The organism is Actinoplanes sp. CA-252034, from assembly GCF_050956125.1.
GTDB lineage: Bacteria > Actinomycetota > Actinomycetes > Mycobacteriales > Micromonosporaceae > Actinoplanes.
On the sequence record NZ_CP191846.1, the window covers coordinates 1,355,244 to 1,382,109 of the forward strand.

Annotated in this window: 32 protein-coding genes and 1 riboswitch; of the genes, 12 read left to right on the plus strand and 20 right to left on the minus strand. The window is 71.2% G+C overall.

Translation table 11 applies throughout. The annotated features are described in order from the left end of the window. Window positions 1-13: 13 nt before the first annotated feature. The 5 genes from ACQPZW_RS06270 to ACQPZW_RS06290 all read right to left on the minus strand — a co-directional run bounded on the left by ACQPZW_RS06270 (window position 14) and on the right by ACQPZW_RS06290 (window position 5,272). Complete coding sequence (locus ACQPZW_RS06270) at window positions 14-673, minus strand: hypothetical protein (protein WP_433793878.1); 660 nt, start codon at window positions 671-673, stop codon at window positions 14-16. Beyond that, on the minus strand, window positions 670-2,385 hold the full coding sequence (locus tag ACQPZW_RS06275) for a PHP domain-containing protein (protein WP_433793879.1): 1,716 nt from the start codon (window positions 2,383-2,385) through the stop codon (window positions 670-672). Before ACQPZW_RS06275 ends, ACQPZW_RS06270 begins: the two co-directional genes overlap by 4 nt. Before the next feature lie 67 nt (window positions 2,386-2,452). Beyond that, on the minus strand, window positions 2,453-3,253 hold the full coding sequence (locus ACQPZW_RS06280; RefSeq protein ID WP_433793880.1) for an energy-coupling factor transporter transmembrane component T family protein: 801 nt from the start codon (window positions 3,251-3,253) through the stop codon (window positions 2,453-2,455). Further along, window positions 3,250-4,680, minus strand: a complete 1,431-nt coding sequence (locus tag ACQPZW_RS06285) for an ABC transporter ATP-binding protein (RefSeq protein WP_433793881.1) — start codon at window positions 4,678-4,680, stop codon at window positions 3,250-3,252. Before ACQPZW_RS06285 ends, ACQPZW_RS06280 begins: the two co-directional genes overlap by 4 nt. A gap of 4 nt (window positions 4,681-4,684) precedes the next feature. Further along, window positions 4,685-5,272 carry an ECF transporter S component gene (locus ACQPZW_RS06290; protein ID WP_433793882.1) on the minus strand — a complete coding sequence of 196 codons (588 nt, stop codon included), beginning with the start codon at window positions 5,270-5,272 and terminating at the stop codon, window positions 4,685-4,687. A 75-nt stretch (window positions 5,273-5,347) separates the two neighbouring features. Continuing rightward, window positions 5,348-5,450: riboswitch (TPP riboswitch) on the minus strand. Between the two features lie 91 nt (window positions 5,451-5,541). Here ACQPZW_RS06290 and ACQPZW_RS06295 point away from each other — a divergent pair. Then, complete coding sequence (locus ACQPZW_RS06295; protein WP_433797447.1) at window positions 5,542-6,357, plus strand: alpha/beta fold hydrolase; 816 nt, start codon at window positions 5,542-5,544, stop codon at window positions 6,355-6,357. A 96-nt stretch (window positions 6,358-6,453) separates the two neighbouring features. Next, entirely contained in the window at window positions 6,454-6,885 is a 432-nt protein-coding gene (locus ACQPZW_RS06300; RefSeq protein ID WP_433797448.1) for a DUF6328 family protein, read from the plus strand. 69 nt (window positions 6,886-6,954) lie between these two features. Here the strand turns inward: ACQPZW_RS06300 and ACQPZW_RS06305 are convergent, their stop codons facing one another. The 7 genes from ACQPZW_RS06305 to ACQPZW_RS06335 are packed head-to-tail and all read right to left on the minus strand — an operon-like array spanning window position 6,955 to window position 11,165. Continuing rightward, a complete protein-coding gene (locus ACQPZW_RS06305) occupies window positions 6,955-7,557 on the minus strand; it encodes a hypothetical protein (RefSeq protein WP_433793883.1) in 603 nt (200 codons plus the stop codon). 16 nt (window positions 7,558-7,573) lie between these two features. Next, a complete protein-coding gene (locus ACQPZW_RS06310; protein ID WP_433793884.1) occupies window positions 7,574-7,975 on the minus strand; it encodes a Fur family transcriptional regulator in 402 nt (133 codons plus the stop codon). Then, the gene (locus tag ACQPZW_RS06315) at window positions 7,972-8,274 is read right to left on the minus strand and encodes an ArsR/SmtB family transcription factor (RefSeq protein ID WP_093621506.1); all 303 of its coding nucleotides are present in this window, start codon (window positions 8,272-8,274) and stop codon (window positions 7,972-7,974) included. The genes ACQPZW_RS06310 and ACQPZW_RS06315 overlap by 4 nt, the downstream gene beginning before the upstream one ends. Window positions 8,275-8,304: 30 nt before the next feature. Next, window positions 8,305-9,171: a metal ABC transporter permease gene (locus ACQPZW_RS06320; RefSeq protein WP_433793885.1), complete on the minus strand. Its 867-nt coding sequence runs from the start codon at window positions 9,169-9,171 to the stop codon at window positions 8,305-8,307. Further along, a complete protein-coding gene (locus ACQPZW_RS06325; protein WP_433793886.1) occupies window positions 9,171-9,953 on the minus strand; it encodes a metal ABC transporter ATP-binding protein in 783 nt (260 codons plus the stop codon). Before ACQPZW_RS06325 ends, ACQPZW_RS06320 begins: the two co-directional genes overlap by 1 nt. Further along, complete coding sequence (locus ACQPZW_RS06330) at window positions 9,950-10,867, minus strand: metal ABC transporter substrate-binding protein (protein WP_433793887.1); 918 nt, start codon at window positions 10,865-10,867, stop codon at window positions 9,950-9,952. The genes ACQPZW_RS06325 and ACQPZW_RS06330 overlap by 4 nt, the downstream gene beginning before the upstream one ends. 49 nt (window positions 10,868-10,916) lie before the next feature. Further along, window positions 10,917-11,165 (minus strand): DUF6703 family protein, encoded by a 249-nt coding sequence (locus ACQPZW_RS06335; RefSeq protein WP_433793888.1) that lies wholly within the window; start codon window positions 11,163-11,165, stop codon window positions 10,917-10,919. A gap of 35 nt (window positions 11,166-11,200) precedes the next feature. On the opposite strand from ACQPZW_RS06335, the gene ACQPZW_RS06340 reads away from it, so the two are divergent. The 4 genes from ACQPZW_RS06340 (at window position 11,201) to ACQPZW_RS06355 (ending at window position 14,264) form a co-directional block, all read left to right on the plus strand. Next, a complete protein-coding gene (locus tag ACQPZW_RS06340) occupies window positions 11,201-11,542 on the plus strand; it encodes an antibiotic biosynthesis monooxygenase family protein (protein WP_433793889.1) in 342 nt (113 codons plus the stop codon). A 17-nt stretch (window positions 11,543-11,559) separates the two neighbouring features. Beyond that, a complete protein-coding gene (locus ACQPZW_RS06345) occupies window positions 11,560-12,051 on the plus strand; it encodes a hypothetical protein (RefSeq protein ID WP_433793890.1) in 492 nt (163 codons plus the stop codon). Window positions 12,052-12,120: 69 nt separating this feature from the next. Further along, window positions 12,121-13,500, plus strand: coding sequence for a glycine--tRNA ligase (locus tag ACQPZW_RS06350; RefSeq protein ID WP_433793891.1), 1,380 nt, complete (start codon window positions 12,121-12,123; stop codon window positions 13,498-13,500). A 113-nt stretch (window positions 13,501-13,613) separates the two neighbouring features. Next, window positions 13,614-14,264, plus strand: a complete 651-nt coding sequence (locus ACQPZW_RS06355; RefSeq protein WP_433793892.1) for a hypothetical protein — start codon at window positions 13,614-13,616, stop codon at window positions 14,262-14,264. Between the two features lie 7 nt (window positions 14,265-14,271). Here ACQPZW_RS06355 and ACQPZW_RS06360 read toward each other — a convergent pair whose 3' ends face one another. Next, window positions 14,272-14,754 carry an XdhC family protein gene (locus tag ACQPZW_RS06360; RefSeq protein ID WP_433793893.1) on the minus strand — a complete coding sequence of 161 codons (483 nt, stop codon included), beginning with the start codon at window positions 14,752-14,754 and terminating at the stop codon, window positions 14,272-14,274. Window positions 14,755-14,941: 187 nt separating this feature from the next. Between ACQPZW_RS06360 and ACQPZW_RS06365 the strand changes: the two genes are divergently transcribed. Together ACQPZW_RS06365 and dusB are read left to right on the plus strand one after the other, a co-directional pair. Beyond that, on the plus strand, window positions 14,942-15,229 hold the full coding sequence (locus ACQPZW_RS06365; protein WP_433793894.1) for a hypothetical protein: 288 nt from the start codon (window positions 14,942-14,944) through the stop codon (window positions 15,227-15,229). A 64-nt stretch (window positions 15,230-15,293) separates the two neighbouring features. After that, window positions 15,294-16,412 (plus strand): tRNA dihydrouridine synthase DusB, encoded by a 1,119-nt coding sequence (gene dusB, locus ACQPZW_RS06370; protein ID WP_433797449.1) that lies wholly within the window; start codon window positions 15,294-15,296, stop codon window positions 16,410-16,412. 37 nt (window positions 16,413-16,449) lie between these two features. On the opposite strand, the gene ACQPZW_RS06375 is transcribed toward dusB, so the two are convergent. The 6 genes from ACQPZW_RS06375 to ACQPZW_RS06400 all read right to left on the minus strand — a co-directional run bounded on the left by ACQPZW_RS06375 (window position 16,450) and on the right by ACQPZW_RS06400 (window position 21,054). Beyond that, on the minus strand, window positions 16,450-17,433 hold the full coding sequence (locus tag ACQPZW_RS06375) for an arabinan endo-1,5-alpha-L-arabinosidase (protein WP_433793895.1): 984 nt from the start codon (window positions 17,431-17,433) through the stop codon (window positions 16,450-16,452). Window positions 17,434-17,517: 84 nt separating this feature from the next. Further along, window positions 17,518-18,594, minus strand: coding sequence for a DUF2786 domain-containing protein (locus ACQPZW_RS06380; RefSeq protein WP_433793896.1), 1,077 nt, complete (start codon window positions 18,592-18,594; stop codon window positions 17,518-17,520). Window positions 18,595-18,674: 80 nt separating this feature from the next. Beyond that, a complete protein-coding gene (locus tag ACQPZW_RS06385) occupies window positions 18,675-19,046 on the minus strand; it encodes a hypothetical protein (RefSeq protein WP_360934368.1) in 372 nt (123 codons plus the stop codon). A 31-nt stretch (window positions 19,047-19,077) separates the two neighbouring features. Continuing rightward, entirely contained in the window at window positions 19,078-19,566 is a 489-nt protein-coding gene (locus tag ACQPZW_RS06390; RefSeq protein ID WP_433793897.1) for a roadblock/LC7 domain-containing protein, read from the minus strand. A 40-nt stretch (window positions 19,567-19,606) separates the two neighbouring features. After that, window positions 19,607-20,674 carry a DUF4388 domain-containing protein gene (locus tag ACQPZW_RS06395; RefSeq protein ID WP_433793898.1) on the minus strand — a complete coding sequence of 356 codons (1,068 nt, stop codon included), beginning with the start codon at window positions 20,672-20,674 and terminating at the stop codon, window positions 19,607-19,609. Then, window positions 20,671-21,054 carry a hypothetical protein gene (locus ACQPZW_RS06400; protein ID WP_093622494.1) on the minus strand — a complete coding sequence of 128 codons (384 nt, stop codon included), beginning with the start codon at window positions 21,052-21,054 and terminating at the stop codon, window positions 20,671-20,673. The genes ACQPZW_RS06395 and ACQPZW_RS06400 overlap by 4 nt, the downstream gene beginning before the upstream one ends. A 197-nt stretch (window positions 21,055-21,251) precedes the next feature. On the opposite strand from ACQPZW_RS06400, the gene ACQPZW_RS06405 reads away from it, so the two are divergent. Further along, window positions 21,252-21,611 carry a VOC family protein gene (locus ACQPZW_RS06405; protein WP_433793899.1) on the plus strand — a complete coding sequence of 120 codons (360 nt, stop codon included), beginning with the start codon at window positions 21,252-21,254 and terminating at the stop codon, window positions 21,609-21,611. Here the strand turns inward: ACQPZW_RS06405 and ACQPZW_RS06410 are convergent. Beyond that, window positions 21,601-23,166 (minus strand): methyl-accepting chemotaxis protein, encoded by a 1,566-nt coding sequence (locus tag ACQPZW_RS06410; protein WP_433793900.1) that lies wholly within the window; start codon window positions 23,164-23,166, stop codon window positions 21,601-21,603. The genes ACQPZW_RS06405 and ACQPZW_RS06410 overlap by 11 nt on opposite strands. A gap of 45 nt (window positions 23,167-23,211) precedes the next feature. Here ACQPZW_RS06410 and ACQPZW_RS06415 point away from each other — a divergent pair, with 45 nt between their 5' ends. The 3 genes from ACQPZW_RS06415 to ACQPZW_RS06425 are packed head-to-tail and all read left to right on the plus strand — an operon-like array spanning window position 23,212 to window position 26,852. Further along, window positions 23,212-24,441 (plus strand): deoxyguanosinetriphosphate triphosphohydrolase, encoded by a 1,230-nt coding sequence (locus ACQPZW_RS06415; RefSeq protein ID WP_433793901.1) that lies wholly within the window; start codon window positions 23,212-23,214, stop codon window positions 24,439-24,441. Between the two features lie 18 nt (window positions 24,442-24,459). After that, complete coding sequence (dnaG, locus tag ACQPZW_RS06420; RefSeq protein WP_433793902.1) at window positions 24,460-26,325, plus strand: DNA primase; 1,866 nt, start codon at window positions 24,460-24,462, stop codon at window positions 26,323-26,325. Next, complete coding sequence (locus ACQPZW_RS06425) at window positions 26,322-26,852, plus strand: hypothetical protein (protein ID WP_433793903.1); 531 nt, start codon at window positions 26,322-26,324, stop codon at window positions 26,850-26,852. Before dnaG ends, ACQPZW_RS06425 begins: the two co-directional genes overlap by 4 nt. Window positions 26,853-26,866: the final 14 nt, after the last annotated feature.

The following is a 26,866-nucleotide window of genomic DNA, read 5'->3' on the forward strand; positions in this document are numbered from 1 at the left end:
CGGGGAGTGCGGGTCAGTGGTCGGCGCAGCAGGGGGTGGGGGTGCGGGTCTCGAAGGGGACCAGCGTTCCGCCCGCGGCAGGGGTCGTGACCAGGATCAGTTCGCCGTCGCGGAACTGGGGGCGGACGAAATCGCCGGTCTCGACGACGGTGTCCGGGGGCGCCTGGCCGCTACCGAGGACCTCGACCCGGGCGATCGAGCTGCGCTGCAGGATCTCGCTGACGGTGAGGGAACCGGTCAGGCGTTCGACGCCGGGGAAGCGGACCGCCCGCCCGGAGCTTCCCGCCTCGGCCAGGGCGGCGGCCACCGCGAGCCCGGGAGCCGTCTCGACGGCCCGTGCGGTGAGCAGACTGATCGCGACGTGCGGAAACGGCTCGCTGACCAGGTGTGTGCAGGCCAGTACGGGCGCCGGCACGAGCGACTGGATCCAGTGGTCGGCCTCGGCGAGCGTGGCGTGCCCCAGGCTGACCCCGACGATCCGCGCGACCCCATCGGGCGAGGACCCGGGCCGGGTGGCGTCGGCGGAGGACGACCCGGGCGCGGCGGTGTCCGGGGAGAGCCGACCGGGCACGTCGGAACCCGCGGTGTCCGGGAAGGACGGACGCGACGGGACGGGCCGGGTGGCGCCGGCCGCGTCAGCGGCCGGCGCTCCGGTTGCCGGGTGTGGCGTCATCGGGGCAGGACCCAGATGGGGTTGGTGTAGAACCACAGGTCGGCCCACGGGTCGGCGGCGCCGATCACGTCGAGCTGCGGGCCGTACGGGTCGACCGGGGCGCCGAGCAGGCCGGGCTGGGTGCGGTTCCCGTCGGTGCCACGGACCCGCAGGTAGAACGGCTTGTCCAGGCGGCCCAGGTCGTAGGTGAACGACACCCGCCCGCTGGTCCGGGACACCTCGAACGACTTGACCACCCGGGTGTTCGGGGTGGTGAACGTGTCCTTGTCGGTGACCGGGCCGGTGACCGTGCCGACGATCACGTCGACGCGCTTGAGGGCCGCCACGAAGCCGGCCCAGTTCGGCAGGTCCTGCAGGTCGATGTCGAGGACCAGCTCGGTACGGGTACCGCGCTTGACCTGGAGGACACCGCCGAGCGGGGTGCCGGTGTGGTCGCGGCGGTCGCCGGTGACGCGGACGCGCGCGTCGAGGTTCTTGATGAGGCGACCGTGGTCGACCCAGACCCGGCCGGCGCGCAGGCCGTCCATGACCGCCTTGTACGAGAACGACGACGCGCCCACGTTGGTCCGGCCGTAGTAGCCGGGCCAGAAGTCGCCGGCCTGCGTGTTGACCGTGCCGGTGTAGACGGGGTCGTTGTACTTGCCGTTGGCGTTGAAGTCGCTGCCCGGGCCCCGGTCGGTCTGGTCCAGGTAGTTGACGTGGCTGTCCGAGTTGACGGTGATCCACCACGCCTTGCCCTCGGCGAGGAGGCTGTCCCAGAGGCCGCCGACGGTGGCGGTCATCCAGTCGAAGCCGCCCCAGGTGCGGTAGGTCTCCAGCGGGTAGCCGGCGAACGACGCGGCCGACGGGTTGTTGTCGTAGTAGCCACGGGCGCCGCCGCGGCCGTTGGGGGCGGGGATGCCGGCGGCCTGGTGGCCGGGCGCGCCCTCGAAACCGACGGCGACGGTGGGGTCGGCGTCGCGCCAGTTGCGGATCTCGTGCGGGGAGTCGATGCCGCGCCGGGCCGGGTGGTTGGCGAAGAACAGCGCGCCGTCGATCTTGCGCTTGCGGACCTGCTCGCCGAGGAACTGGATGCCGGCGACGGCCATGGCCTCGTTCTGGGCGGCGGTGTTGGTCGAGGGCAGGAGCGAGCCGTCGTACGCGTTCTCGAACTGCTTGAGGACCTCGACCTCGTTCCTGCCCGGGTGCACGAACACGGTGGCGTGCTCGGCGGCCGGGATGTTCCACTCCAGACCCTGGAAGGTGAGCAGGCCCTTGAGCGCGGAGCGCGTCTTGACGATGTCCGGATTGACCTTGTCCACACCGATCTTGGCGTGGGTGGCGCTGCCGTGGTCGGTGATGACGAGCCAGTCTAGGCCGTAGGCGTGGCCCTTCTGTGCCTGGTCGAGCACCCGGTACTGGGCGTCCGAGCTGTACTGGGTGTGGATGTGGTGGTCGCCGGCGAGCCAGCGGAAGCCGCCCTTGGCGGTGCCGCCGCCCACCGGGTCGTGCGTGTGCGGGAGTCCGGCGGCCTCGGCTGCGCCCGGCTGGGCGAGCACGGAGGCGGCGGCGCCGGCGCCGAGCAGGCCCGCGCCGAGCAGGAAGCGGCGGCGGGACGCGTCGGACGGGGAGAGCTCCGCGGCGGGAACCGAGAGATCGAGAGCCTCGGGGAGGTCGCCTCCGGCTGCTGCGGAGTGCGAGTGGTCGTGAAGATGATCGTGGCCGTGACCCATGGCGGACACCCTCGTCCGAACAGGACAACACCCGCTGTCAATACAGTTACCTGAAAGCGAAGAGTATTCAGACGACGGGGCGGAAGAAGCCCAGGGCCGCCGACGCGGCGAGGATCAGCAGCGCGACGACGAGCGGCAGGACGAGCAGCGCGGTGTCCGCGGGGGTGAAGTGCTGCCGTCGGGCGTACGTCCGGGGGGTCTCGGCGTCGAAGCCGCGCGCGTCCATCGCCACCGCCAGACGCACCCCGCGCCGTAGTGCCCCGACCAGCAACGCGAACGCCGTCGACGCGAAGAGCCGCAGCTTGGCGACCGGGTTGCGGCCGGCGTCGATCCCGCGGGCGCGGCGGGCCAGGCTGAGTGACCGCCATTCGTCGCCGAGCAGCGGCACCAGCCGGAACGCGGCGAGCGCCCCGATCGCGAACCGGGCCGGCGCCTTCGCGTTCTGCACCAGCGCGTCGGCCAGGTCGGTCGGGTCGGTGGTGGCGAACACCACGATGCCGGGCAGCGCCACCGCGAAGATGCGCAGGATCAGCGCGCCGGCGGTGGACAGCACCCCGGTGGTGACGTCGACCGGCCCGAGCGAGAAGAGCAGCTCCCCGCCACGGTCGGCGGCGAACAGCACCATGGTGATCAGCACGCCGACGGCGGCGAGCAGCAGTGGCGCGGCACGCCGGGCGAGGACACCGAGCCGGACCCCGAAGAACGGCAGCGTCATCAGCTCGACGGCAAGCGCGACGGCCGGGGTGAAGGGGTCGATCGTGGCGATCAACGGCAGGGAGAAGAACAGCGCGGCGCCGACCTTGGCGACCGGGTTGCGGCGGGCGAGTGGCGCCGACGGGTCGGCGACCGGCGCGAACGAGAGGGTCACGGCCGCGACCTCCGCGGCAGCGGGCCCGGTTCCGGCACGCCGAGGGGCACGACCCGGTCCGCGAGGGTACGCACGAACGCGTCGTCATGTGTGACGGCGATGATCCCGTGCCCGTCGTCTCGTAGGCCGGCGAGCAGGTCGACGAGCTCCCGCCAGGTGCGCCGGTCCTGGCCGAAGGTCGGCTCGTCGAGCACGAGCAGCCGCGGCGCGGTCGCCAGCGCCGTGGCCACGCTGAGGCGCCGCGCCTCCCCACCGGAGAGGGTGTACGGGTTGGCGTCGGCGAGACGGTCCAGGCGAAGGCGTTCGAGCAGCTCGGTGACGATCCGGCCGACCTCGGCGGGGGAGCGGCCCAGCCGTCGCGGGCCGAGGGCGAGCTCGTCGGTGACCCGGGACGTGACGAACTGGTGCTCCGGGTTCTGGAAGACCGACCCGATCCGGCCGGCCAGGGTCGCGGCCCGCCAGCGGTGCGGTGGCAGCCTGTCACCGAACGCCTCGACCCGGCCGGCCGTGGGTGCGAGCAGCCCGCCCAGCAGCAGTGCCAGAGTCGACTTGCCGGCGCCGTTCGGCCCGGTCACGGCGAGGACCTCGCCACCGCCGGCTTCGATGGTGACGGGGCCGAGACGTCTGCTCACTTCGGCACGCGTAGCCCGTACCAGCGGAGCGGTCGATGGGGTTGTCGCCTTGAGCGGTGCGGCTTGGAAACCCGGCACCCAGACGCCCTCCGCAGCGAGTCTGTCGCCGTAGGCGGCGAAGATCACGTCGGGCGCGCCGTCGGCGCGGACGCCGCCGCCCGGCTCCAGGACCACCACCCGGTCGACGAGCGGAAGGGCCTCCGCGACCCGGTGCTCCACGATGATCAGCGTGGTCTCCGGGCCGGTGGCACGGGCCACCGCGTCGCGGATGAGAGCGGCGCCCGGCGGGTCCAGGTTGGCGGTCGGCTCGTCGAGCAGCAGTAGTCCGGGCCGCAGGGCGAGGACCCCGGCGAGGGCGAGGCGTTGCGCCTCACCGCCGGAGAGGGCCGAGGTCGGGCGATTGATGGGGTACGGGAAGCCGACGCGATCGAGCACGTCGGACACCCGTGGCCAGATCTCACCGGCCGGCACGCCCCTGTTCTCCGGTCCGAACGCCACGTCGTCGCCGCTGCGGGCCATCACGATCTGGGTCTGCGGGTCCTGGAAGAGGATGCCGACGCGCTCACGGGCCTTGCGCGGGTCGAGCCCGTCGATGCGGATCGTGCCCTCGGAGTCGCCGGAGTCCTCCGGCAGCAGTCCGGCGAGCGCGGCGAGCAGGGTGCTCTTACCGGCCCCCGAGGGACCGAGCAGGAGCACCCGCTCGCCGTGCCGGACCTCCAGATCCAGCCCGCGGACCGCCCAGGCGCGGCGACCGGCGTGCCGCCACCCGAACCCACGGAGCTGAACGTCACTCATGTCGTCAGACGGATGCCCGTTCCCGGCCCGCTGCGAACCGATCCAGCACGCCCGTCGGCGCGAGCGCCCGGACCAGTGCCCACGAGCCGATCCCGGCCACGATCGCGCCGCTGACCACGGTGATCAACGCGTACGGGATGCGGTACGACCAGAGGTCCGTGCCGGCGGTGTACCGGACGAAGTCGTAGATCGCCGCGCCGACGCCGGTCAGGGCGCCGGCCAGGATCGCGACCGGGAGCTTGAAGTTGCGGTAGAGCACCGCCGCGAAGACCAGCTCCGCGCCGAGCCCCTGGATCAGGCCCTGCAGGATGATCGGGGCGCCCCACTGGCTGCCGAGCAGCGCCGACACGGTCGCGGCCACCGCCTCGGTGTAGAGCGCGGCGCCCGGCTTGCGGATGATCAGGCCGCCGAGCACGGCCGGGATCAGCCACACGCCGTAGATCACGGTCTGCGCCGGGGGGAAGAAGGCGAACGCGCCCTCGGTGACCGACCAGACCGTGTTCCAGGCCCAGAAGATCACGCCGAACGCGACGGCGATGACGGAGGCGATGACGATGTCTATCGTCCGCCAGCGGTTGGTGGTGGATTTCATGAACTGCCTCCCAGTGGGTACCGGGAGGAGACGCACGCCGTGTATCCCCGGGCAACGGCGCCCAGGGCACGACGCGGCTGGAGAAGACCGAACTTCCTGCGCTGGCATTACCCAGATCAGGTACGAGGGTCTGCGGTCGCCCGCACTCTCAGCGCTGTGCGCTCCCCTGTCGGATCGAAGCCTGCCCGCTCGCGCGGCCAAGCTTCGGTGGATGTGCTTCGATGACCGTAACACCTGGTAGCGGCGTGGCACAGGGAGGGGAAGACGTGATCGAGGTCAAAGCCCGGGGACTGACGTTCGACGTTCACGAGGGGGGTCCGGAGGACGGGCAACCGGTCCTGCTGTTGCACGGCTTTCCGCAGGACTCCCGGGAGTTCGACCTGGTCCTGCCCCGACTGCACGCGGCCGGACTCCGGACGTACGCGATGGACCAGCGTGGATGCTCGCCGGGCGCCCGGCCGTCGGACGTCGCCGCCTACACCATGGGCTCGGTGACGGCCGACGCGATCGCCGTCCTCGACTCGCTCGGTATCGACAGCGCGCACGTCGTCGGTCACGACTGGGGCGCGCAGGTCGGCTGGCAGCTCGCCGCCCGCCACCCGGACCGGGTGCGGACCCTCACCGCGATCTCCGTGCCCCATCCGCGCGCCCTGATGCTCGCCCTCCGGGTCCGGCCCAGCCAGAAGGCACGGCTCGCCTACTTCGAGGTGTTCCGCCGTCCGTTCGCCGAGAAGCTGCTGCTCGCCCAGCACGCGCTCGCGCTGCGGCTGATGCTGCGGCCGATCGGCATGCGCGCGGAGCAGTACGTGGCGGCGATGCGGGAGCCGGGCCGGCTCACCGGCGGCCTCAACTGGTACCGGGCCTTCGACACCTCACAGGTGGCGGGCCTCGGCCCGATCACGGTGCCGACCACCTACGTGTGGAGCGACCGGGACGGGGTGGTCGGGCTGACCGCGGCGCTGCGCACCCGGGACTGGGTCCGTGCCGACTACCAGCTGGTGGCGATGCGCGGGGTCAGCCATTGGGTCCCGGAACAGGCGCCGCGTGAGCTGGCCGACGCGGTCCTGGCACGGATCGGCGTTTGATCAGGGGGCTCTTCGGGGAATTCGGCCCGGCATGGCGGTCGATACACACTCCCCCGAGAAACTGAGAAGCAGCGATGGGACCGTAACTTCGCGGACCTGCTCCAGGAGCTGCGCGTCGCACAGACCGGCGTGCAGATCCTCTTCGCGTTCCTGCTGACCCTGCCGTTCAGCAGCGGCTTCCCGAACGTCACCGACTTCCAGAAGGACACCTACGTCATCGCGCTGATCAGCGCGGCGTTCGCCACCGCGATGATCATCTCGCCGGTCGCGTTCCACCGGGCGCTGTTCCGGCAGGGCCGCAAACCCGAGCTGGTCCGGTACGCCCACAAGATGGCCACCGGCGGCCTGGCCTTCATGCTGATCGCGATGACGGCGAGCGTCCTGCTGATCACCGACTACCTGCTCGACTGGAAGTGGGCGATCCCGCTGACCATCCTCACCGGTGGCTGGTTCCTCACCTTCTGGGCGGTCCTCCCGTTCGCCCACCGTGAGTGGGGCGAGGACGACGAGGAGTCGGCCGCCGACTGACGTTCGTCGGGTATGCCGCGCACCGCTGTCCCGGCGTTGACGAGCCAGCGGTGCGAGCGCCACAGAGGACTAGCGCCGTTTCAGGCCGAGCCGGCGCAGCTCCAGGCCGGCCAGGGCGGCGACCGCGTCCGAGTCGCCGGCCCGCCAGCTCTGCGCGATGTCCGGACCCAGCTTCGCCAGCTCGGTCAGCGGCTGGGAGGCCAGTGCCCGCAGCGCCAGCAGGTCCTGACCGGCCGGGTCGTCGCGGACGGCCGCGGCGACACCGGCCCGGCGGACCCAGCGCAGCCGCAGCGGCAGCCAGAGGAAGAGCACCAGGGCCAGCGGCGCCGACAGGGCCAGCGCGGGCAGGATGAGCGCCAGTTGCGCCACGAACTCCTGCTGCTGCTGACCGGCCTCGGCGATCGACCGGGCGGCGTCGGCGGCCCCGGTGAACGGCGCGGTGAGCTCGTCGCCCACCAGCGGGACCCGGCCCACCTTGCCGCCCGCGTCAGCCAGGTTGTCGGCGATGCCGCTGCCGGCGCTCTCCAGTTTCCGGCCGGGCACGGCGAGCTTCTCCACCACGTCGTGAATCCACAGGGCGACCCTGATCGACAGGTAGACCCAGATGACGACGAGGATGTCGGTCACGAGTTGGCGAAGGGCGACGGGGACGCGGTCCGCATAGAGCTTCACCCCCGAAGGGTCGCACTCAGCTTTTCGCGGCGCACTCCGGGCAGGTCCCGAAGATCTCCAAGGTGTGCGCGACGTCGACGAAGCCGTGCTCGCCGGCCACCCGGTCGGCCCACGACTCGACGGCCGGGCCGAGCACCTCGACGGTCCGCCCGCACGACCGGCACACCAGATGGTGGTGGTGGCCCTGGCTGCACCGGCGGTAGAGGTGCTCCCCGCCCGGCGGCCGCATGACGTCGATCTCGCCGGCGTCGGCCAGCCCCTGCAGAGTCCGGTAGACGGTGGTCAGCCCGACCCGCTCGCCCCGGTCACGCAGCATCGCATGCAGGTCCTGTGCGCTGTGGAAGCCCTCGGTCTCGGCGAGGACGGCGCTGACCGCGCTGCGCTGCTTGGTGTTGCGGATCGGGCTCTCGGGGTTCACTGTCGGCTCTCCCTGGCGTGGCTCACGGCGTCGGCGACGATGTGGGCGACGTGTTCGTCCACCAGGGAGTATGCGATCTCCCGGCCCCGGCGCACCCCACGGACCACGCCGGCGCCGCGCAGCACGCGCAGGTGCTGCGACACCAGAGGCTGCGGGGCGCCCAGCTTCTCGACGAGATCGTGCACACAGCGCTCGCCCACGCCCAGCTCGACCACGATGGCGACACGGATCGGCGCGGAGAGGGCACGCAGCAGCGCCCCCGCCGACTCGTACGCTTCGTAACCGGTGGTCGTCGTCATCGTCGCGCCAACGGTACAGGCAGGCCGGTGTCAGCCATGCAACACGACATCCGGGGGCTCGGACGCCACCGGATGCGGCGCGGGCCGGCGCAGCCGGTGACGGACCGCCGCGAACACCGCGGTGGCCACGAAGACGGCCAGGGCCAGCAGCACCGTGGTCGCGCCCGGGGCGGTGTCGGCCTCGGCCGAGACGACGACGCCCCCGCCGGCGGCGCCCACGCCGATCACCACGGCCAGCGTCATCGTGGTGACGAAACCGCGGGTCACCTGCTGGGCGGCGGCGACCGGGACGACCATCATCGCGGAGACGAGCAGCAATCCGACGGTACGCATGGCGATCGTCACCGTCACCGCGGTCGTCACCGCGAGCAGGATGTTGAGGGTCCGCACCGGCAGGCCGCTGACCCTCGCATACTCCTCGTCGTTGCAGAGCGCGAACAGGGCCGGGCGGAAGAACAGCATGGCGGTCAGGACTGCCGCGCCCAGCCCGCCGATCACGACCAGGTCGGTCGGCGAGGTGGTCAGCGGGGAGCCGAAAAGGTACTGCATGAGGCTGCTGTTGCCGCTGCCGTCGGAGAGGCCGACCAGCAGCACGCCACCGGCGATCCCGCCGTAGAAGAGCATGGCCAGGGCCAGATCGCCCGAGGTGCGGCCGCGCTCGCGGATCAACTCGACACCGACCGCGCCGAGAGCCGACACGACGACCGCGGTGTAGACCGGGTCGTTGCCGGTGAGCAGGCCCAGCCCGACGCCGGTGAGCGCCACGTGCCCGATCCCGTCGCCGATCAGCGACAGACGGCGCTGCACCAGGTAGATGCCGAGCGCCGGGGCGGCCAGTCCGATGATCATCGCGGCGACCAGGGCCCGCTGCATGAACGGCTGCGTGAGCAGTTCCATCAGTACGCCTTCGTTCCCTCGGTCGGTGCCCACTCGCAGATGCCGGCCCTGACCTCGTCGGCGTGCGGGTGCAGGTGCTCGTGGTCCGGCTCGGCGTGATGCCCGGCCGGCTCGGGGGGTGTCCCCTCGTACGCGATCCGCCCGTCATGCACCACCACGGCCCGCCCGATCAGCGACCGCAGCGGGCCGAGCTCGTGCAGGACCAGCAGGATCGTCCCGCCGTCACCGGCGAACCGGGTCAGCGCCGAGGCGAACGCCTCCTGGCTGGCCGCGTCCACCCCGGCGTTCGGCTCGTCCAGCACCAGCAGGTCCGGTCGCCCGGCCAGCGCGCGGGCGATCAGGGTGCGCTGCTGCTGACCGCCGGAGAGGGTCGCCACCGGGTCACCGATCCGGTCCAGCAGGCCGACGTCGGTCAGCGCGTCCCGTACCGCCGCCTTGTCGGTCCGGCCCGGGAAACGGAAAACGCCGCGCCGGGCCAGCAGCCCGGACGCGACGACCTCGCCGACCGTGGCCGGCACACCGCTGCCGGCGCCCAGCCGCTGCGGCACATACCCGATCCGCTCCCAGTGCCGGAACCGCTGCTGCGGCCTCCCGAACAGCCGGATCTCGCCCCGGCGCGACGGGACCAGCCCGAGGATCGTCCGGATCAGCGTGGACTTGCCCGAGCCGTTGGCACCGAGGATCGCGACGACGTCACCGGCCGGCACGCTCAACGACACGTCCCGAAGGACTTCGCGGCCGTCGTACCCGGCCGCGAGATGGTCGACCTCGACAACGCTCATTGACACTCCAGGCCCAGTTTCAATGCGGTCAGGTTGGCGCGCATCACCGAGAAGTAGTCTGCCGATTCGTCGGTGAGGCCCTCGATCGGGTCCAGGACCGCGGTCTTCGCACCGACCTCCTTGGCGATCGTCTCCGCCACCTTGGGGCTGACCAGCGTCTCGAAGAAGATCGTGGTGGTGCCGTGCTCCTTGGCCTCGGCGGCCACGGCGGCGAGGCGCTGCGGCGACGGCTCGGCCTCCGGGTCGATTCCGGTGATGCCGATCTGGGCCAGGTCGTAGCGGTTCGCCAGGTAGCCGAACGCGGTGTGGCTGGTCACCAGCTCGCGGCGGGCGCAGTTGGCCAGACCGGCCTTGAACTCGCCGTCCAGGGCGGTCAGCTCGGCACGCAGGGTCGCGGCGCGCGCGGTGAAGTCGGCGGCGCGGGCCGGCTCGGCCCGGCCGAGGCGCTCGGCCACCTTGTCGGCGATGGCCGCGAGACGGGTCGGGTCGAGCCAGACGTGCGGGTCGGTGCCGCCGTGCTCCTCCTCGGCGTGCGCGTCGCCCTCCCCGGCGTGGTCGTCCGCCTCCTGCGCGCTGATCGTCTCGACCGCGGTGGTGGCGTCGAACGCGCGGTCGCCGCCGTTCTGCTTGACCGCGTCGTCCACGGCGGGCTGGAAACCGCCCAGGTAGACGATCACCTTGGCGTCGGCGACCTCACCGACCTGGCGGGCGGTCAGCTCGACGTCGTGCGGCTCGGCGCCCGGCTTGGTCAGGGTGGAGACGCTGACCGCCTCCCCGCCGACCCGCTCGCTGACGAACTGCAGGGGATAGAAGGCGGTGACGACGGCGAGCTTGCCGTCGGCGCCGGCGGAGTCCCCTCCGCAGCCGGTGAGGGCGGGCAGCAGGAGCAGAGCGGGGAGCAGGCGGCGCATCATGCCCGCAACTGTCGTCGATAATGACAATGATTGTCAAAGCCGCATGCATTCACAGGATCTTCGACACCGCGGCGACCACGAGGAGAGTGAGCAGCACCACCCGTACCACCCGCGTCACCGGGGACTGCACCGGCCAGGTCGTCGCCGTCAGCGAGGCCAGGCCGGCGGTCAGCAGGCCGAGCAGCAGGGCGCCCACGATGCCTGGCAGGAACAGGCCGGCCAGCAGCAGAGCCAGTGCCCCGGCGAACGCCGCGGTCGGATTCACCCGGGCCAGCCGGTGCAGGATCGTGCGCGTCACCTGTCGCTCCTGTCGCGTGTGCGTACCCTCGTCACATGCTGGTGCTCAACCGCTTCACGGTGCCCACGGAAACGCAGGACGGCTTCCGGGATCAGGCACACGCCGCGCTCGCCGCTCTGGCCCGCACCCCCGGATACCGTTCCGGCCGGCTCACCCGGGCCATCGAGGACCCGACCGGCTGGATCCTGGTCACCGAGTGGGACTCGGTCGGAGCCTACCGGCGCGCGCTCGGCGCCTTCGACGTCAAGGTGCACGCCACCCCGGTGCTCGCGCTCTCCCTCGACGAGCCGTCGGCGTTCGAGACGCTGGCCGCCGCCGAGCCGGGCGCCGACGTGGTGGTGACGGCGAGCGACCGGGCCGCCGATCCCTGGCGTTGAACACTAGGCTGAAAGACATGAGTCTTCCTCCGCCCCCGCCGCCGCCTGGCCCGGGTGTGCACCCGCCGTTCCCGGCTCCCCCGGTAGAGGGACGCGGCAAGCGGATCGGGACGAGCGTGGGCATCGTCGCCGGGATCGTCGCGCTGGTCTGCGGTGTCGGCGCGATCGCCGGCGTGGGGCTGGCCACGTCCGTCACCAGCGCGCTCGACGAGCAGGCCGAGGTGGTGGTGAGCCACTACCTCGACGATCTGCGCGAGCGTGACTTCGACGGCGCCTACGGGCAGCTCTGCCAGCAGGCACAGGACGCCGAGTCGCTCGCCGACTTCACCGCCCGGATGACCGACACGGAGCCGTTCGAGTCGTACCGCGTGGGTGACCTGTCGATGGGGGTGCGGTTGACGGTCCCGGTGGATCTCCTCTATTCCGACGGCGGCACGACGCGGTTGCGGGCCGACCTGGCACAGAACAGGTCGACGGGCAAATTCGAGGTCTGCGACCTCGGGGAGTAACCTCGCTTTTCGTCCTGTAACTCTTGATTTCCCCGCCGACACCCAGCCGGCGTAGGAGGAGACCCGCACATGCCTGCCGACCGTATCGACAGCGTCGTCAGCCTGGCCAAGCGCCGGGGCTTCGTCTTCCCCTCCAGTGAGATCTACGGAGGAACCCGTTCGGCCTGGGACTACGGTCCGCTCGGCGTGGAGCTGAAGGAGAACGTCCGCCGGCAGTGGTGGCGGACCATGGTCCAGCAGCGTGACGACATCGTCGGCCTGGACTCGGCGGTCATCCTGTCCCGTGACGTGTGGGCCGCCTCCGGTCACCTCGACGCGTTCGTCGACCCGCTGACCGAGTGCCAGTCCTGCCACAAGCGCTTCCGGGCCGACCACCTGGAGGAGGCGTTCGAGGCCAGGCACGGCAAGCTGCCGGAGTCGCTGCAGGAGCTGAACTGCCCGAACTGCGGCAACAAGGGCACCTTCACCGAGCCGAAGATGTTCAACGGCCTGATGAAGACCTACCTCGGCCCGACCGAGAGCGCCGACGGCCTGCACTACCTGCGCCCGGAGACCGCCCAGGGCATCTTCGTCAACTACAACAACGTGGCCACGGCGGCCCGTAAGAAGCCGCCGTTCGGCATCGCGCAGGTCGGCAAGAGCTTCCGCAACGAGATCACCCCGGGCAACTTCATCTTCCGTACGCGTGAGTTCGAGCAGATGGAGATGGAGTTCTTCGTCCCGCCGGGCGCCGACGAGGAATGGCACGAGTACTGGCTGCAGGAGCGCTGGAACTGGTACCGCGATCTGGGCCTGTCGGAGAGCAACCTGCGGTTCTACGAGCACCCGCAGGAGAAGCTCTCGCACTACTCGAAGCGGACCGTCGACATCGAGTACCGCTTCCAGTTCGGCGGGACCGAGTTCGCCGAGCTCGAGGGCGTCGCCAACCGCACCGACTTCGACCTGACCACGCACTCGAAGCACTCCGGTGTGGACCTGTCCTTCTTCGACCAGGAGAAGGGCGAGCGCTGGGTGCCCTACGTCATCGAGCCGGCGGCCGGTCTCACCCGCGCGGTGCTGGCGTTCCTGCTCGAGGCGTACGACGAGGACGAGGCCCCCAACACCAAGGGTGGCGTCGACAAGCGCACGGTCATGCGGTTCGACCCCCGCCTCGCGCCGGTCAAGGTCGCCGTCCTGCCGCTCTCGCGCAACCCGGAGCTGTCGCCGAAGGCCAAGGAGCTGTCGGCGAACCTGCGCAAGCGCTGGATCGTCGAGTTCGACGACTCGCAGGCGATCGGTCGCCGTTACCGCCGCCAGGACGAGATCGGCACGCCCTTCTGCGTCACTGTGGACTTCGACACCCTCACCGACAACGCGGTGACCGTCCGCGACCGTGACACCATGAAGCAGGAGCGGGTCTCCCTCGACCAGATCGAGGATTACCTGATCAAGCGGCTGCCCGGCTGCTGACCGACGTGACACGAGCCGCCGGGTGGCCCGCGCGGGCGCCCGGCGGTTTACACGAGGGCCTATGCTCCCCGATCATGGCACGACGGGGAGCTATCGCACTGACGGTGGTGAGCGTGGCAGCCCTCACCGGGGCCTGCGCCGCCGAGGAGAAACCGCGGATTCCGCTGGGTGAGGCCCGGCCCCTGACACCGGTCACGCTGGCCGCGCCGGACCGGTCCGGGCTGCTGCCGCTCTCCTCCTGGCCGGCCGCCTGCGACCTGCTCCCCGAGTCGAGCGTCCGCGAGGTGCTGCCCACCGCCACCACCATGGTGATCGACCGGCTCGCGCCCACCGGCGCCATCGCCGAGAAGGAGCAGGTGCTCCCCGGTGACGCGGAGTGCCAGATCGGCGTCGACTTCGCCGAGGCGAAACCGGTCGGTTCGGGCAGGCTTCCCGGGCGGATCCAGCTCACCGTTTGGGTGGCCGGAACGCCGGAGCTGGCCCGCAAGACCTATGACGAGAACGTCGCCCTGGTCGCCGGCGACAAGCGGACGGCCTGCCCGGCGGAGCTCGTCGCGGCGGCGGGGCTGGACGCCTGCACCGACGAGGGTAACTCGTGGACGTTCCTGAAGAACGGAGTCGCGGGCGAGTTGCGCGGCCGGGCGCCGACACTTCGGGACGGCTTCTACTTCGAGGGCCGCCGCAAGGGCTTCTCCAACGCCAAGGTCTGGCACCTCGTCGTGCGGGAGAGGCTCCTGCAGGCGGTCACCGCCCGGCTGCCCTGACGCCGGGTCAGAACACGAAACCGCCGGGGCGGTGGTTGCGGTCGGCGATGAGCCCGGCCAGCACCGCCACGGCGATCTCCGGTGGGGTACGGCTACCGATGTTCAATCCCACCGGACGACGCACCCGCCCGATCTCGTCCTCCGGAACGCCCAGCTCACGCAGCGCCGCCACGTGCGGCCCCTCGGCGCGCGGGTTGCCGAGGATGCCGATCCATCGTGACCGCCCGCCGAGCGCCTCCTTGAGCAGGGCGCCGATCTCCGGCCGGTGATGGTCGGTCAGCAGGATGTCGGTGTGCTCGTCCGGGGCGGCCGCGATCAGATCGGCCACGAAGGTGTCGCCGCGGGGCCGTGGCGTCCCGGCCAGACGGGTCGGATCGGGCTCGACCAGGGCGGTCCGGAAGCCGAGCTCCACCCCGAACCGGAACAGCATCTCCGACACCGGGGACTCGAAGACGGCGATCAGCCGCCGCGGGCTCTGCTCGTCACTCACCCCACCGACTCTGTCAGAAAACCGTGGGATCTGCACCCGTTCAGGTGTCGCGTCCCTACTAGGTTGAGGACTATAGTTATGGGGCTAGATCAAAGCGCCGCGCCGGTGACCCTGACCGGCTATCCTTCACCCCTGGAGGCCCCTGTTGCCCACCCTGGAAGAGCGTGTCACCCGTTTGGAGGTCCGCATGGAAGAGCAGGAGGGGCTCCGCGCCAGTCAAGACAGCGATCAATCCGACTTCGGCGAAAAGCTCCGTGTCCAACAGGCGCTCATCCAGGCCGTCGCGAAGACGCAGTCCGAGCACACCGCGATCCTCAACACGCACACCGCGATCCTCAACCGGCACACCGCGATGCACAAGGACACTGCGGGAGTCCTCGCGCGGCTCACCCTCGACGTTCATGGCTTGAAGAACGGTATGGAGCAGATCATCGGGATGCTCGACACGTTGATCGAGCAGGACCGCGGGCGGTAGGGAACGGGCGATTCGGGGTCGCCGGGCTGGGCGTGTCACGCTAGTGCGCGTGACTGCACCGCTCATGTTCGGCGACCATGCCGTTAATCCGCCCGTCGTGCTCGCGCCGATGGCCGGGATCACCAATGTGGCGTTCCGGCGGCTCTGCCGGGAGCAGGGCGGCGGCGTCTACGTCTGCGAGATGATCACGACGCGCGCGCTGGTGGAGCGGATCCCCAAGACGCTCAAGATGATCACGTTCGCGGAGGACGAGGGTTTCCGCAGCCTGCAGCTCTATGGGGTGGACCCGGACGTGACGGCCGCCGCGGTGCGGATGATCGGCGAGGACGACCTGGCCGATCACATCGACCTCAACTTCGGCTGCCCGGTCCCCAAGGTGACCCGTCGTGGCGGTGGTTCGGCACTGCCGTGGCGGCGCCGCCTGTTCGGGCGGATCGTGAGCCAGGCGGTGGCGGCGGCGAAGCCCTTCGGCATCCCGTTGACTATCAAGATGCGCAAGGGCATCGACGACGACCATCTGACGTACGTGGAGGCCGGTCTCGCCGCGCAGGAGGCCGGGGTGACCGCGGTCGCCCTGCATGCGCGCACCGCCGAGCAGCGCTACTCGGGGCAGGCCGACTGGGACGCGATCGCCACCCTGAAGCAGGCGCTGGACGTGCCGGTGCTCGGCAACGGCGACATCTGGGAGGGGTCGGACGCGCTGCGCATGGTCGAGCACACCGGCTGCGACGGGGTCGTGGTGGGCCGTGGCTGCCTGGGCCGGCCGTGGCTCTTCGCCGACCTGGAGGCGGCCTTCACGCAGGGCGCCGATTACCGGCCGGTGCTGCCGACCCTGGGCGAGGTTTCCAAGATCATCGCTAGGCATGCGCAGCTGCTGGTCGAGGCTCTGGAGGACGAGCGGCACGGCTGCGCCGACTTCCGCAAGCACGTGGCGTGGTACCTGAAGGGCTTCCCGGTCGGCAGTGAGCTGCGCCGCAGCCTGGCGATGATCTCGTCGCTGGCCGAGCTGGACGACCTGCTCGCCAGGCTCGACCCGGCCCTGCCGTTCCCGGTCGAGGCGCTGGGCCAGCCCCGGGGCCGGGTCAACGCCCCGGGCAAGGTGTCGCTGCCGCACGGCTGGCTCGACAGCCGCGACGACGAGACGGTCCCGGAGGGCGCCGAGACCGACGAGTCCGGCGGCTGACCCCGGCCGCCTCACACGACCGGGGCGGATGCATTCCTCAGTACACCGTCGGCCAGCCGGACGAGCTCCAGCTCAGCAGGTTGATGCCGAGCCGCGCGTCACCGGCGGCCGTGTAGTAGTGGTAGACCAGCACGTCCTGGGTGCCGTCCTGGAAGACGGCCGGGTGCCCCGGGCCGTACACGGTGTCGTGCGAGGCGAGGATCTCGGTGCCGCCGCCCGCGGTCATCAGCGTGCCGGCCCGATCCTTGTACGGCCCGGTGATGCTGGTCGACCGGCCGACCATCGTGCGGTACGTGCTGGACGCGCCCTTGCAGCAGAGGTCGAACGCCACGAACAGGTAGTAGTAGCCGTTGCGGTAGTAGATGTGCGGCGCCTCGACCGACTTGCTGTTCACGAACCGCTCGGCGATGTGGTGGATCGTGCCGTCGGCCCGCTTGCCGGTCGACGGGTTCAGCTTGATCATCTTGATCCCGCTCCAGAACGAGCCGAAGCTGAGCCACCACTCGCCGTTCGGGGTGACCGTCAGGTTCGGGTCGATCGCGTTGAACCCGCTCGTCGTCGTGCTCTCCACGACCTTGCCCTGGTCGGTCCAGGTGCCGGCCGCGCCGGTGGTGCTGGAGGCCAGGAAGATCGCCGACCTGCTGGAGCCGAACGACGAGGCCGAGTAGTACATCAGGTACTTGCCGCCACGGTACGAGATGTCCGGCGCCCACAGGTTGGTGTCGCCGTTGGTGTAGGCGTCGGCCCACGGCGTGCCGTTGGGGAACGCCTTGCCGGCGTCGGTGAACCTCGTCCGGTCGGCCGAGGTCTTGAGCCCGATACCCGGCGCCGTGTAGGCGAGGAGATAGCCGCCGGCCGGCTTCTTCACGATCGTCGGGTCGTGCGCGAACGTGGAGCCGGTGACCACGCCCGGATTCGGGTAGGTCGCGGCGTCGGCCCGCATCAGGCCGTACACGCTGGCCGTGACGGCCAGCAGGCCGGTCACCCCGGCCAGCAGGAGCTTGCGGAGACGGGATCGCATGGGGATGCGCCTTTCGATGGGGGAAACGCAGGTATGTGTCTCCGCGGCCCGGAAAGGTTGCGCGTTTCAGCGCTGCAATGCCCGTCAGCGCAATTCGGCCTCGTCGGCGGCGGCCCGCCCGGACTCCCATCCCTCCAGGCTGTCCACCCGGCTGCCGCGGACCCGGACCGTGCGCGGGAACGCCCGGTCCATCGCCTCGTGCACCTTGACCTCGCGGTTGCGCAGCACCGGCAGCAGGTCGTCGTGGCCGGTCAGCTCCCGCTCGACGGTCTGCCGTATCCGCTCGCCGATCCGCACCCCGTAGGAGACCAGGAACGACCGGCGGAACGCCTTCAACCGGGCCTTCCGGACGTTCTTCTCGTCGCGGACCATCGCCCGGTTCGCCTGCACCAGCAACGAGGTGTAGAGCAGCTCGACCGCGTCGATGTCGCTGTCGAACCCGAAGACCGTGCTGAACCCCAGCTCCTGCGACCAGACCGTCCGGCACGTGTTGGCCCTGGCCACCGCGTCGAGCAGGCCCGCCTTCTCGCTCTCGTAGGGGTGGTCGACGCCGATCCGCCGGGCGAACGGCACCACGTCGACGGCCGCGACGGTGACCTCCTCGATCCGGTACCGGGTGATCAACTCCTGGGCCTTCGCGCTGTAGGTCTCCGCCTCGGCCGGGAACTCGGTCGACTCCGCCTTCGCCAGCAGGGCGCGCACCCGGTCGAGGATCCGCTGGTCACCGTGATGCGGCACGGTGGTGAGCGGAGTGCCCGGCGGCGGGATCAGGATCTCGATGCGCGGCATCCGCCGCAGCTCGGCGAGCAGATCGAGCGAGGCGTCCAGCACGGCGATCCGGTCCGGCTTACGGCTTTCGGGGGTACGCAACGCGTCCGCCTGGTCACGCCAGCGCTCATCGACCGGATCCCGGCCGCGCAGATAGTCACGGGCGGCGTCGGCGACCAGCCGCCCCTGGATCGGATTGCCCCGCCGGGCCACCGCCCGGTGCAACTCGGCCGGCTGCCAGCCGTCGCCGAAGAGCCGCTCGAACTCCCCGCTCAGCGCGGCGCTCAGGGCGGCGTCGGTCTCGGCGGCGGGTGCGCCGGTCAGGGCGTCCAGCGCATCCTCGTAGTTCAGAGCGCCGGAGCGCACCCCGTCAATTATCTCCCGGGCGCTCATGGACTGGAATGGTAGTTGCCGGAGGGCGGGGAGGGCGGTGCGGGCCCTCCCCGCCAGGGGTGGCGGTCACACCTCGCCGGTCAGACGTCGAGGTCGTTCTCGATGCGGCGCAGCTGGTGCCGGGACATCGCGAGGTTCGACCGGTCGCGCCGCAGCGCCACGTAGAGGAACAGGCCCTTCCCGGATCTGCTCGTCAGCGGCCGGATCATGTGGTATTGGGTGTCCAGCGTGATCAGGATGTCCTCGATCTTCTCGGAGAGGTTGAGCATCTCCATCGCCCGCAGCTTGGCCCGGACCACGTCGGTGTTGCCGGCCGCGGCGACCGTCAGATCGAGCTCCTTGCCACCGCCGAGGGTGCCCAGGGCCATGCCACTGGTGTGGTCCACGAGCGCGACGCCGATGCAGCCGTCGATCTCCATGATCTCCTTGAGTGCGGTGTCCATGTCGGGCATGGGAATCATTCCTCCGTTGTGGTGGGTGGTGTCAGCCGGTCGCCTGGCGGCGACGGGCCATGGTGGGCAGGGTTGCCATCGGGGTCCGCCGGGCGAGCGGGGTCGGCGGCCCGGCCTGTGCGGGGATCTCCGGGCGCAGCTGAGGCGCGGACTCCAGCGCGAGGATCCGGATCAGCCGGCGTACGCACCGGCGTGCTTCCAGGTGGACCATGGCGAGGTTCGCGTCACCCGAGGTCACCACGGTGAGCAGGGCGTTCGGCCCCGCGGTGTAGGACGTGATGTAGCCGCCGTCGCACTCCACCACGGACTCCCGCAGGTCGCCGTGGCTGACCGCGTGCGCGAACCGCCGCGCCAGGGCCAGATGGGCCGCGGCCAGCGCGGCCAGGGTGTCCGGCTCGAGACCGTGCGAGTCGTGTGCCACGACCAGCCCGTCGGCGGTGGCGAGGACGCTGCCGGACAGCTCCGGCAACCTGCTGCGCAGGCGCCCGAGTTCCTCGAGAACCGCCGGATCCACCGTCATTCCGTTTCCTCACTCCTTCGGCTGGTCGGGGGTGCGCGCGTCACCGCAGCGCCCTGAGTGCGGTTCGGATGCGCTTGAGCAGGACCTCGTCGGCACCCGGGTGAGCCGGGGGGCTCTCGCCCGCCATCTCCTTGGGCAGCTTCGCCCCGGGTTTTCGGCGGGCCAGCCGCGGTGGCCGGATCGGGGCGACGTTCGTCTCGCCCGCCGCCTTCTGCTCCTCGGACCTCTGCTCCCCGGGCTTCCTGTCCCAGGGCCTCTGGCGCTCGTCGGGCGGCGGGTGCCGTGCCACGGGCTCCGGCCCCGTGATCACCGGTACGGAAGCCGGCGCCCGGGACAGCGGGACCGAAGCCCCGCGCGGCTGGGAGAGCCGGATGAGCTCCCGCGTGTCCGTCGTCCGGACCTCGGGTGGCTCGATCAGTCCCGCGGCGGCCATCCGGCGTAGCTCCTGGATGACCGCGTAGCCCGCCCGCCCGAGTAGCTGTGCCAGGTCGGCGGGGGTGCGCTGACCGTCCGCCTGCACCAGCAGCTCCCACTGCCGCGCGGTGACCGTGACCCGTTCCCGGGGCGGCCGGGCCACCGGGATCACCGGCGCCACGTCGATCAGCGGGTTCGGAAAGATCCCGTCGAGCAGCTGGATGCGGCGGATCACCTCCCGGTCCACCGCGGCCGCGTCGATGTGCACGACCGGGCCCAGCCAGTGCGTGACACCGGGCCGGAACTCGGCCGGCGCCGCCCGGTCGGCGAGCACGAAGTACGCCGCGTCGTAGGTGGCGCCGAGCACGCACAGCTCCAGCTCACCCTGGGTGAGATGGCCCTGCTCGACCAGCAGGCGGCCCACCCGGGCGGCCGGTGCGCCCAGGTCGAACGCGCTCTGCCAGGTCCGGCCGGCCAGCCGCCCGGACGAGGTGAGCAGCTCGCCTACCCCCGGAGCGGACGACGACTCGGCGTAGATCACCCGGCCCTCGAAGACGTAGACCGCACCGCCCGGATGACCGCCGACCGTCAGCGCTCCGGTCTGCCGTGCGCCGGCGACCTGCGTGAGCAGGTCACCGGGCGCTGCGGTCCTGGTGCGGGCCACCGGACGCTCCTTCCAGGTCAGTGTGCTCATCGCCGGGCGACCAGTTCGTCGGCCAGGCGCTGCATCTTGCGGCGGGCCACGGCGAGGTTGCCGCGGACCCGGTCCAGCCACACGTAGAGCACCAGCCGGCTGTCGAACTCGGTATGGACCAGTCGCAGGAGGTGATAGCCCCCGGCGGTGGTGATGATCAGGTCTTCGAGCAGGTCGTGCGGTACGGCCGAGACGAACAGCGAACGGCTGCTCGCGGCCTGGACCACCTCGGCGGTGCCGGCCGCCGCCGCCTCGTGGTCCTCATTGGGCGCTGCACCGGTCGTGGCGACCGGGAAGCCCGTCGTGTAGTCGACGATGCTGGCCCCGACAGCGCCGGGGATCGTCATGGCCTCCTGTAGACAGTGGTCGACGCCGGGCACTTCACTCCTCAGCGCTGCGGTTCCCGGTCGGGCGCCTCCCGCCCGCCACCGTGGGCCATCCTCCGGTGACCCTGCGGCCACAAGTCGCACGTTCTGTGCGTCATCGCGCCGTCACCTCGGGACCGGTGCCGCGTTGCCACGGGCAGCCCTCGTCAGGTCCCGTAACATGATCGTCACATGTCGATCAGGGAGGTTCCGTGCCGAGTCGGTGGGAACAGGTCGTGGTGGATGCCGAGGACCCGGCGCGGCTCGCCCGATGGTGGGCCGAGGCGCTCGGCTACGTGATCGTGAACGAGGCGCCCGACGAGGTGGAGATCCGCCGCACCCCGTCGGAGATGCCGGGCCTGCTGTTCACCCCGGTCGCGGACGCCAAGCAGGTCAAGAACCGGCTGCACATCGACCTGCGGCCGGACGACCAGGAGGCCGAGGTGGAACGGCTGGTCGGGATGGGCGCCCGGTCCGTCGACATCGGCCAGGGCGACGTGCCGTGGGTCGTCCTGGCCGACCCCGAGGGCAACGAGTTCTGCGTGCTGAGCGCCCGCCGCGCTAGTACCTGAACTGGCCGATCAGGCCCCGGATCTCGTCGGCGGCCGTGCTGACCAGGCCGGCCGAGCTCCGGGTGGTGTTGGCGCCCTCCGCGGTGGACGCGCTCGACGACGTGATGTGCGAGACCGTGCCGCTGATGTCCGACGCCGCCGCCTGCACCGCGCCGACGTTGCGGGCCAGCAGGTCGGTGGTGGCTGACTGCTGCTCGACGGCGGCGGCGATCGTGCGCTGCCCGTCGTCGATGCGGCCGATGACCGCGGTGATCGCCTCGATGGCGTTCGCCGTGCTCGTCGTCATCTCCTGGATCGCGCCGATCTTCGCGGTGATCTCGCCGGTCGCCCGTGCGGTCTCCCCGGCCAGGTCCTTGACCTCGGTCGCCACCACCGCGAAACCCTTGCCGGCCTGTCCGGCGCGGGCCGCCTCGATGCTCGCGTTCAGCGCCAGCAGGTTCGTCTGCTCGGCGATGTTCGTGATCATCCGCACGATGTCGCCGACCTCCTGGCTCGCGTCGCTCAGCCGCCCGACCGCCTCGGCCGTCCGCATCGCGCTGGTGGTCGCCTCGTGCGTGGTCGACGCGGCCGTCGCGGTCTGCCGGGCGATCTCCCGGATCGACGCGGACAGCTCGTCGGTGGCCGCCATCATGTCGCCCACCGAACCCGACACGTGCACCGCCGACGTGTCCGCGTTCCGGGCCTCCATCGACGTCCGCTCCGCCGAGCCGTCCAGCTCCCCGGCCAGCTTCTGCAACTCGACGCTGGCCGCGCTCAGGCTGGTCACCCGCTCGGCGGTCGCCGCCACGGTGCCCTGGATCTCCGTCATCGCCTCGTTGAGGGCCTGCGCCATCTCGCCGAGCTCGTCCCGGTTGACGATCGGCGCCCGTACCGTCAGATCCCGCCGCGCCAGCGTCCGCAACGTCTCCAGCATTCCCTGTAACGGCCGCCGCACCGCCCGTACCGTCAGCGCACAGACAGCCAGCGTGAGCAGGATCGCGATGCCCGCCGCCCACTGGATGAACGTGGTGCTGGTCTCCCCGGTCTGCTGCCCGTGCGCGCTCGCGTCGTTGACCGCTTCCAGCACGTCGTCGTCCAGCGCGCCCATGCTCTCCTCCAGAGCCGAGAACTGGGCCAGGAAGTCGGCCAGCGACTGCTGAGCCGCGGCCCGGTCGGTCGCCGCGGTCTCCACCGCCGTCTTCGCCAGGTCGCCGTACTTGATGATCTCCGCGCGGGTCTCCTCGTACTGTGGCCGCAACGACTCCGGAACCAGCTTCGCCGCCTCGTCGAACTTGTCCAGCATCGTCTGCGCGTGCTCGGACACGGCCTCGACCTCGTACTCCTCACGCTGCGCCGGCGTGGTGGCGAACATCGCCGACATCACGTCGGCCCGCAGCGCGTCGTGCATCATGTCCGCGTTCCACTGGCTGCTCATCGCCGAGCTGACCCGGGCGATCTCGTCGTTGGCGGCGCTCTGGTCCTCCGAGTTGTGCACGGCGAACCCGGTCACCAGCGCCACGGCGACGAGACCGGTGGCACCCTGCGCCACGAGGCGGCCGACGATGGAGATCCCCACGGTTGAACCATCGGCAACCTGGACATCCGGCTTAGTCTGGGGATCATGACGGCCGCCGACGCCCAGAGATGGGCAGCCGAGCCCGCCAAGGACAGCGGGTACGGACGCACCCCGTACCAGCGGGACCGGGCCAGGGTGCTGCATTCCGCCGGATTCCGCCGCCTGGCCGCCAAGACCCAGGTGCACACCGCCGGGTCCGACGACTTCCTGCGGACGCGGCTCACCCATTCGCTCGAGGTCGCCCAGATCTCCCGTGAGATGGGCGCGCGCCTCGGCTGCGACCCGGACATCGTCGACGTCGCCGGCCTCGCCCACGACCTCGGCCACCCGCCGTTCGGCCACAACGGCGAGTCGGCCCTCGACGTGGCCGCCCAGCCGTGCGGCGGCTTCGAGGGCAACGCGCAGACCCTGCGGGTGATCACGCGGCTGGAGGCGAAGGTCCCCGGCGCCGGCCTCAACCTGACCCGTGCCACCCTCGACGCCTGCTCCAAGTACCCGTGGTTCCGCAAGCCCGGCTACCGCAAGTTCGGCGTCTACGACGACGACCGGCCGGTCTTCGAGTGGCTCCGCGACGGCCGCGACGACGAACGCCGCTGCCTGGAGGCGCAGGTGATGGACTGGGCCGACGACGTCGCGTACTCGGTGCACGACGTCGAGGACGGGGTGCACGGCGGCTACATCGCGTTGCGGGAGCTGCTCGACGACCCGGCCGAACGGGCCGCCCTCTGCGCCGACGTCGCCGCCACCTACTCCGACGAGAGCCTCGGCGACCTGGGCGCCGCCCTCGACCTGCTGCTGGCCGACCCGGCCGTCACCGGGGTCGCCGGATACGACGGCGGGTACGACTCGCTGATCGCCCTCAAACGCATGACCAGCGTGCTCACCGGCCGATTCGTGGCCTCCGCGGTCGGCGCCACCCAGAGCCGTTTCGGCACCGAGCCGCTGCGCCGCTACGCCGCCGACCTGATCGTCCCGCGTACCGTCCGCAACCAGTGCGCGCTGCTCAAGGGGATGGCGCTGCGCTACGTGATGCGCTCCCGGGCGGCCGAGCAGTGGTATTCCCATCAGCGCACCATCCTGACCGAGCTGGTGGAGGCGCTGTGCCGTGCCCCGGAACGGCTGGATCCGCTCTTCCGGCCCCTGCACGCGGCCGCTCCGGACGACGCGGCCGCGCTGCGGGTGGTGATCGACCAGGTCGCGTCCCTGACCGACCACGCCGCGGTGGCCTGGCATTCGGTGATCCTCGGGACACGGCGGGACCCTGCTGGCGGCTGACCGTTCCGGCGAGGCAGGATGTATGCCGTGGCGGGACGGGTCAAGGACGAGGACATCGCACTGGTCCGCGACCGGACCTCGATCGTCGACGTGATCAGCGAGACGGTGACGCTGCGGTCGGCGGGCGGCGGCAACCTGAAGGGGCTGTGCCCCTTCCATGACGAGAAGACACCGTCGTTCAACGTCTCACCAGCCCGGAACGTGTATTTCTGTCATGGCTGTGGCCAGGGCGGCGACGCGATCAAGTTCCTGATGGACGCGGAGCACCTGTCGTTCATCGAGTCGCTCGAGCGGCTGGCCGGCAAGGCCGGGCTACAGCTGCGCTACGACACCGAGACCGGCGCCGCGCCCGCGCCGCGCCCGCAGACCGGTCAGAGGCAGAGGCTCATCGCGGCGCACGCGGCCGCCGTCGACTTCTACCGTGACCAGCTCAGCTCGCCCGGGGCGCGCAAGGCCCGGGAGTTCCTCGCCGAGCGCGGGTTCGGGCGCGACGCCGCGGAGAAGTACGGGTGCGGCTTCGCCCCCGACAGCTGGGACGCGCTGAGCAAGCACCTGCGGCTCAAGGGGTTCACCGCCGAGGAGCTGACCGCGGCCGGCCTGTCCAAACCGGCCCGCTCGGGGTCGCTGATCGACCGGTTCCGGCGGCGGCTGCTCTGGCCGATCCGGGACCTGAGCGGTGACGCGATCGGGTTCGGCGCGCGCAAGCTGTTCGACGACGACGACGGCCCGAAATACCTGAACACGCCGGAGTCGCCGATCTACAAGAAGTCGCATGTGCTCTACGGCATCGACCACGCGAAACGGGAGATCGCCAAGCGCGGGCGGGCGGTGATCGTCGAGGGCTACACCGACGTGATGGCCTGTCACGAGGCGGGCGAGCCGACCGCGGTGGCGACGTGCGGCACGGCGTTCGGCGTCGACCACATCCAGGTGCTGCGGCGGCTGTTGATGGACAGTGACAGTTTCACCGGCGAGATCATCTACACCTTCGACGGGGACGCGGCCGGGCAGAAGGCGGCGCTGCGGGCCTTCGAGGAGGATCAGCGCTTCGTGGGGCGTACCTTCATCGCCGTCTCGCCGGGCAACATGGATCCCTGTGAGCTGCGGCTGGCCCGCGGTGACCTGGCGGTCCGCGACATGATCGCGGGCCGTGAGCCGCTCGTCGACTTCGCCCTGCGGCAGACCATCGCGCGCTTCGATCTGGACACGGTGGAGGGCCGGGTCGAGGCGATGCGGCGGGCCGCGCCCCTGGTCGCCAAGATCAAGGACAGGGAGAAGCGCCCGGAGTACGCGCGGAAGCTGGCCGGCGACCTCGGCATGGACCTCGACCCCGTGCAGCGGGCGGTGAACAACGCGCTGCGCGGTGAGGCCGCCGAGCAGCAGCGCGCGCCCCGGGCACAGGCCGCCGCCGACTCGCCGCAGCGGCTGGTCGAGCGGGAGGCGCTGAAACTGGCGCTGCAGGAGCCGGTGCTGGCCGGCCCGATGTTCGACGCGGTCGGCCCGGAGAACTACGGCGACCAGGTGCTCCAGTCGGTGCGCGAGGCGGTCGCCCAGGCGGGCGGGGTGTCCTCCGCGACCGGCGGCGTGGTCTGGATCGAGAAGGTCCGTGACGCGTGCGCCGACATGGGCGGCCAGATGCTGGTCGGCGAGCTGTCGGTGGAGCCGCTCTACGTCGACGGGGCGGTCGATCCGCGTTACGTGCAGGTCACCCTGGCCCGGCTGCAGGGCGGCGCGCTGGCCACCCGCATCCGTGACCTGAAATCCAGGGTCCAGCGGCTGAACCCGGTGGCCAACCGCGACCAGTACATGATTCTGGCGGGCGAACTCATCTCACTCGAACAGCAGGCGCGTGCCCTGCGCGAGCAGGCGGCAGGTGAACTGTGAAGCTATTCCGACGGCGCCCCTCACTCCCGAGGGCGTCCCGGCCCCCGCTCGCGGCCGAGGAGCGGGTGGTGGCCTGGTGCCAGGTCGCCGAGTCTCCGGAGGACGTGGTGGTCGCCACCAACCACGGGATCTGGCTGCCGTCGGCCGTCGAGCGGCTGGGCTGGCACGAGATCCACAAGGCTGCCTGGTCCGGGCGCGAGCTGCGGATCACCCCGGCCGAGGTGGCCGTCGAGCGGGACGGGTACGCGGTGCTGGTGGACGGCCCGGCGGCGTCGTTCCTGCTGCTGGAGCCGGGCGAGCTGCCCGACCAGGTGCGGGCGAGGGTGACCCGGTCGGTGGCGTACACGGCGCATCACGCGCTGCCCGAGGGTGCGGTGCGGGTGGTGGGCCGCCGGGTCAGCGGCCGCAACGGGCTGAGCTGGGCGGTCCGCTACGACTCGGGCACGCCGGTGGAGTCCGGCGAGGTGGTCGAGGCGACCGACGAGCTGGTCGGGGCGGCGCGATCGGCGACCGAGACCGTGGACTGAGAGTTGTCGTACCC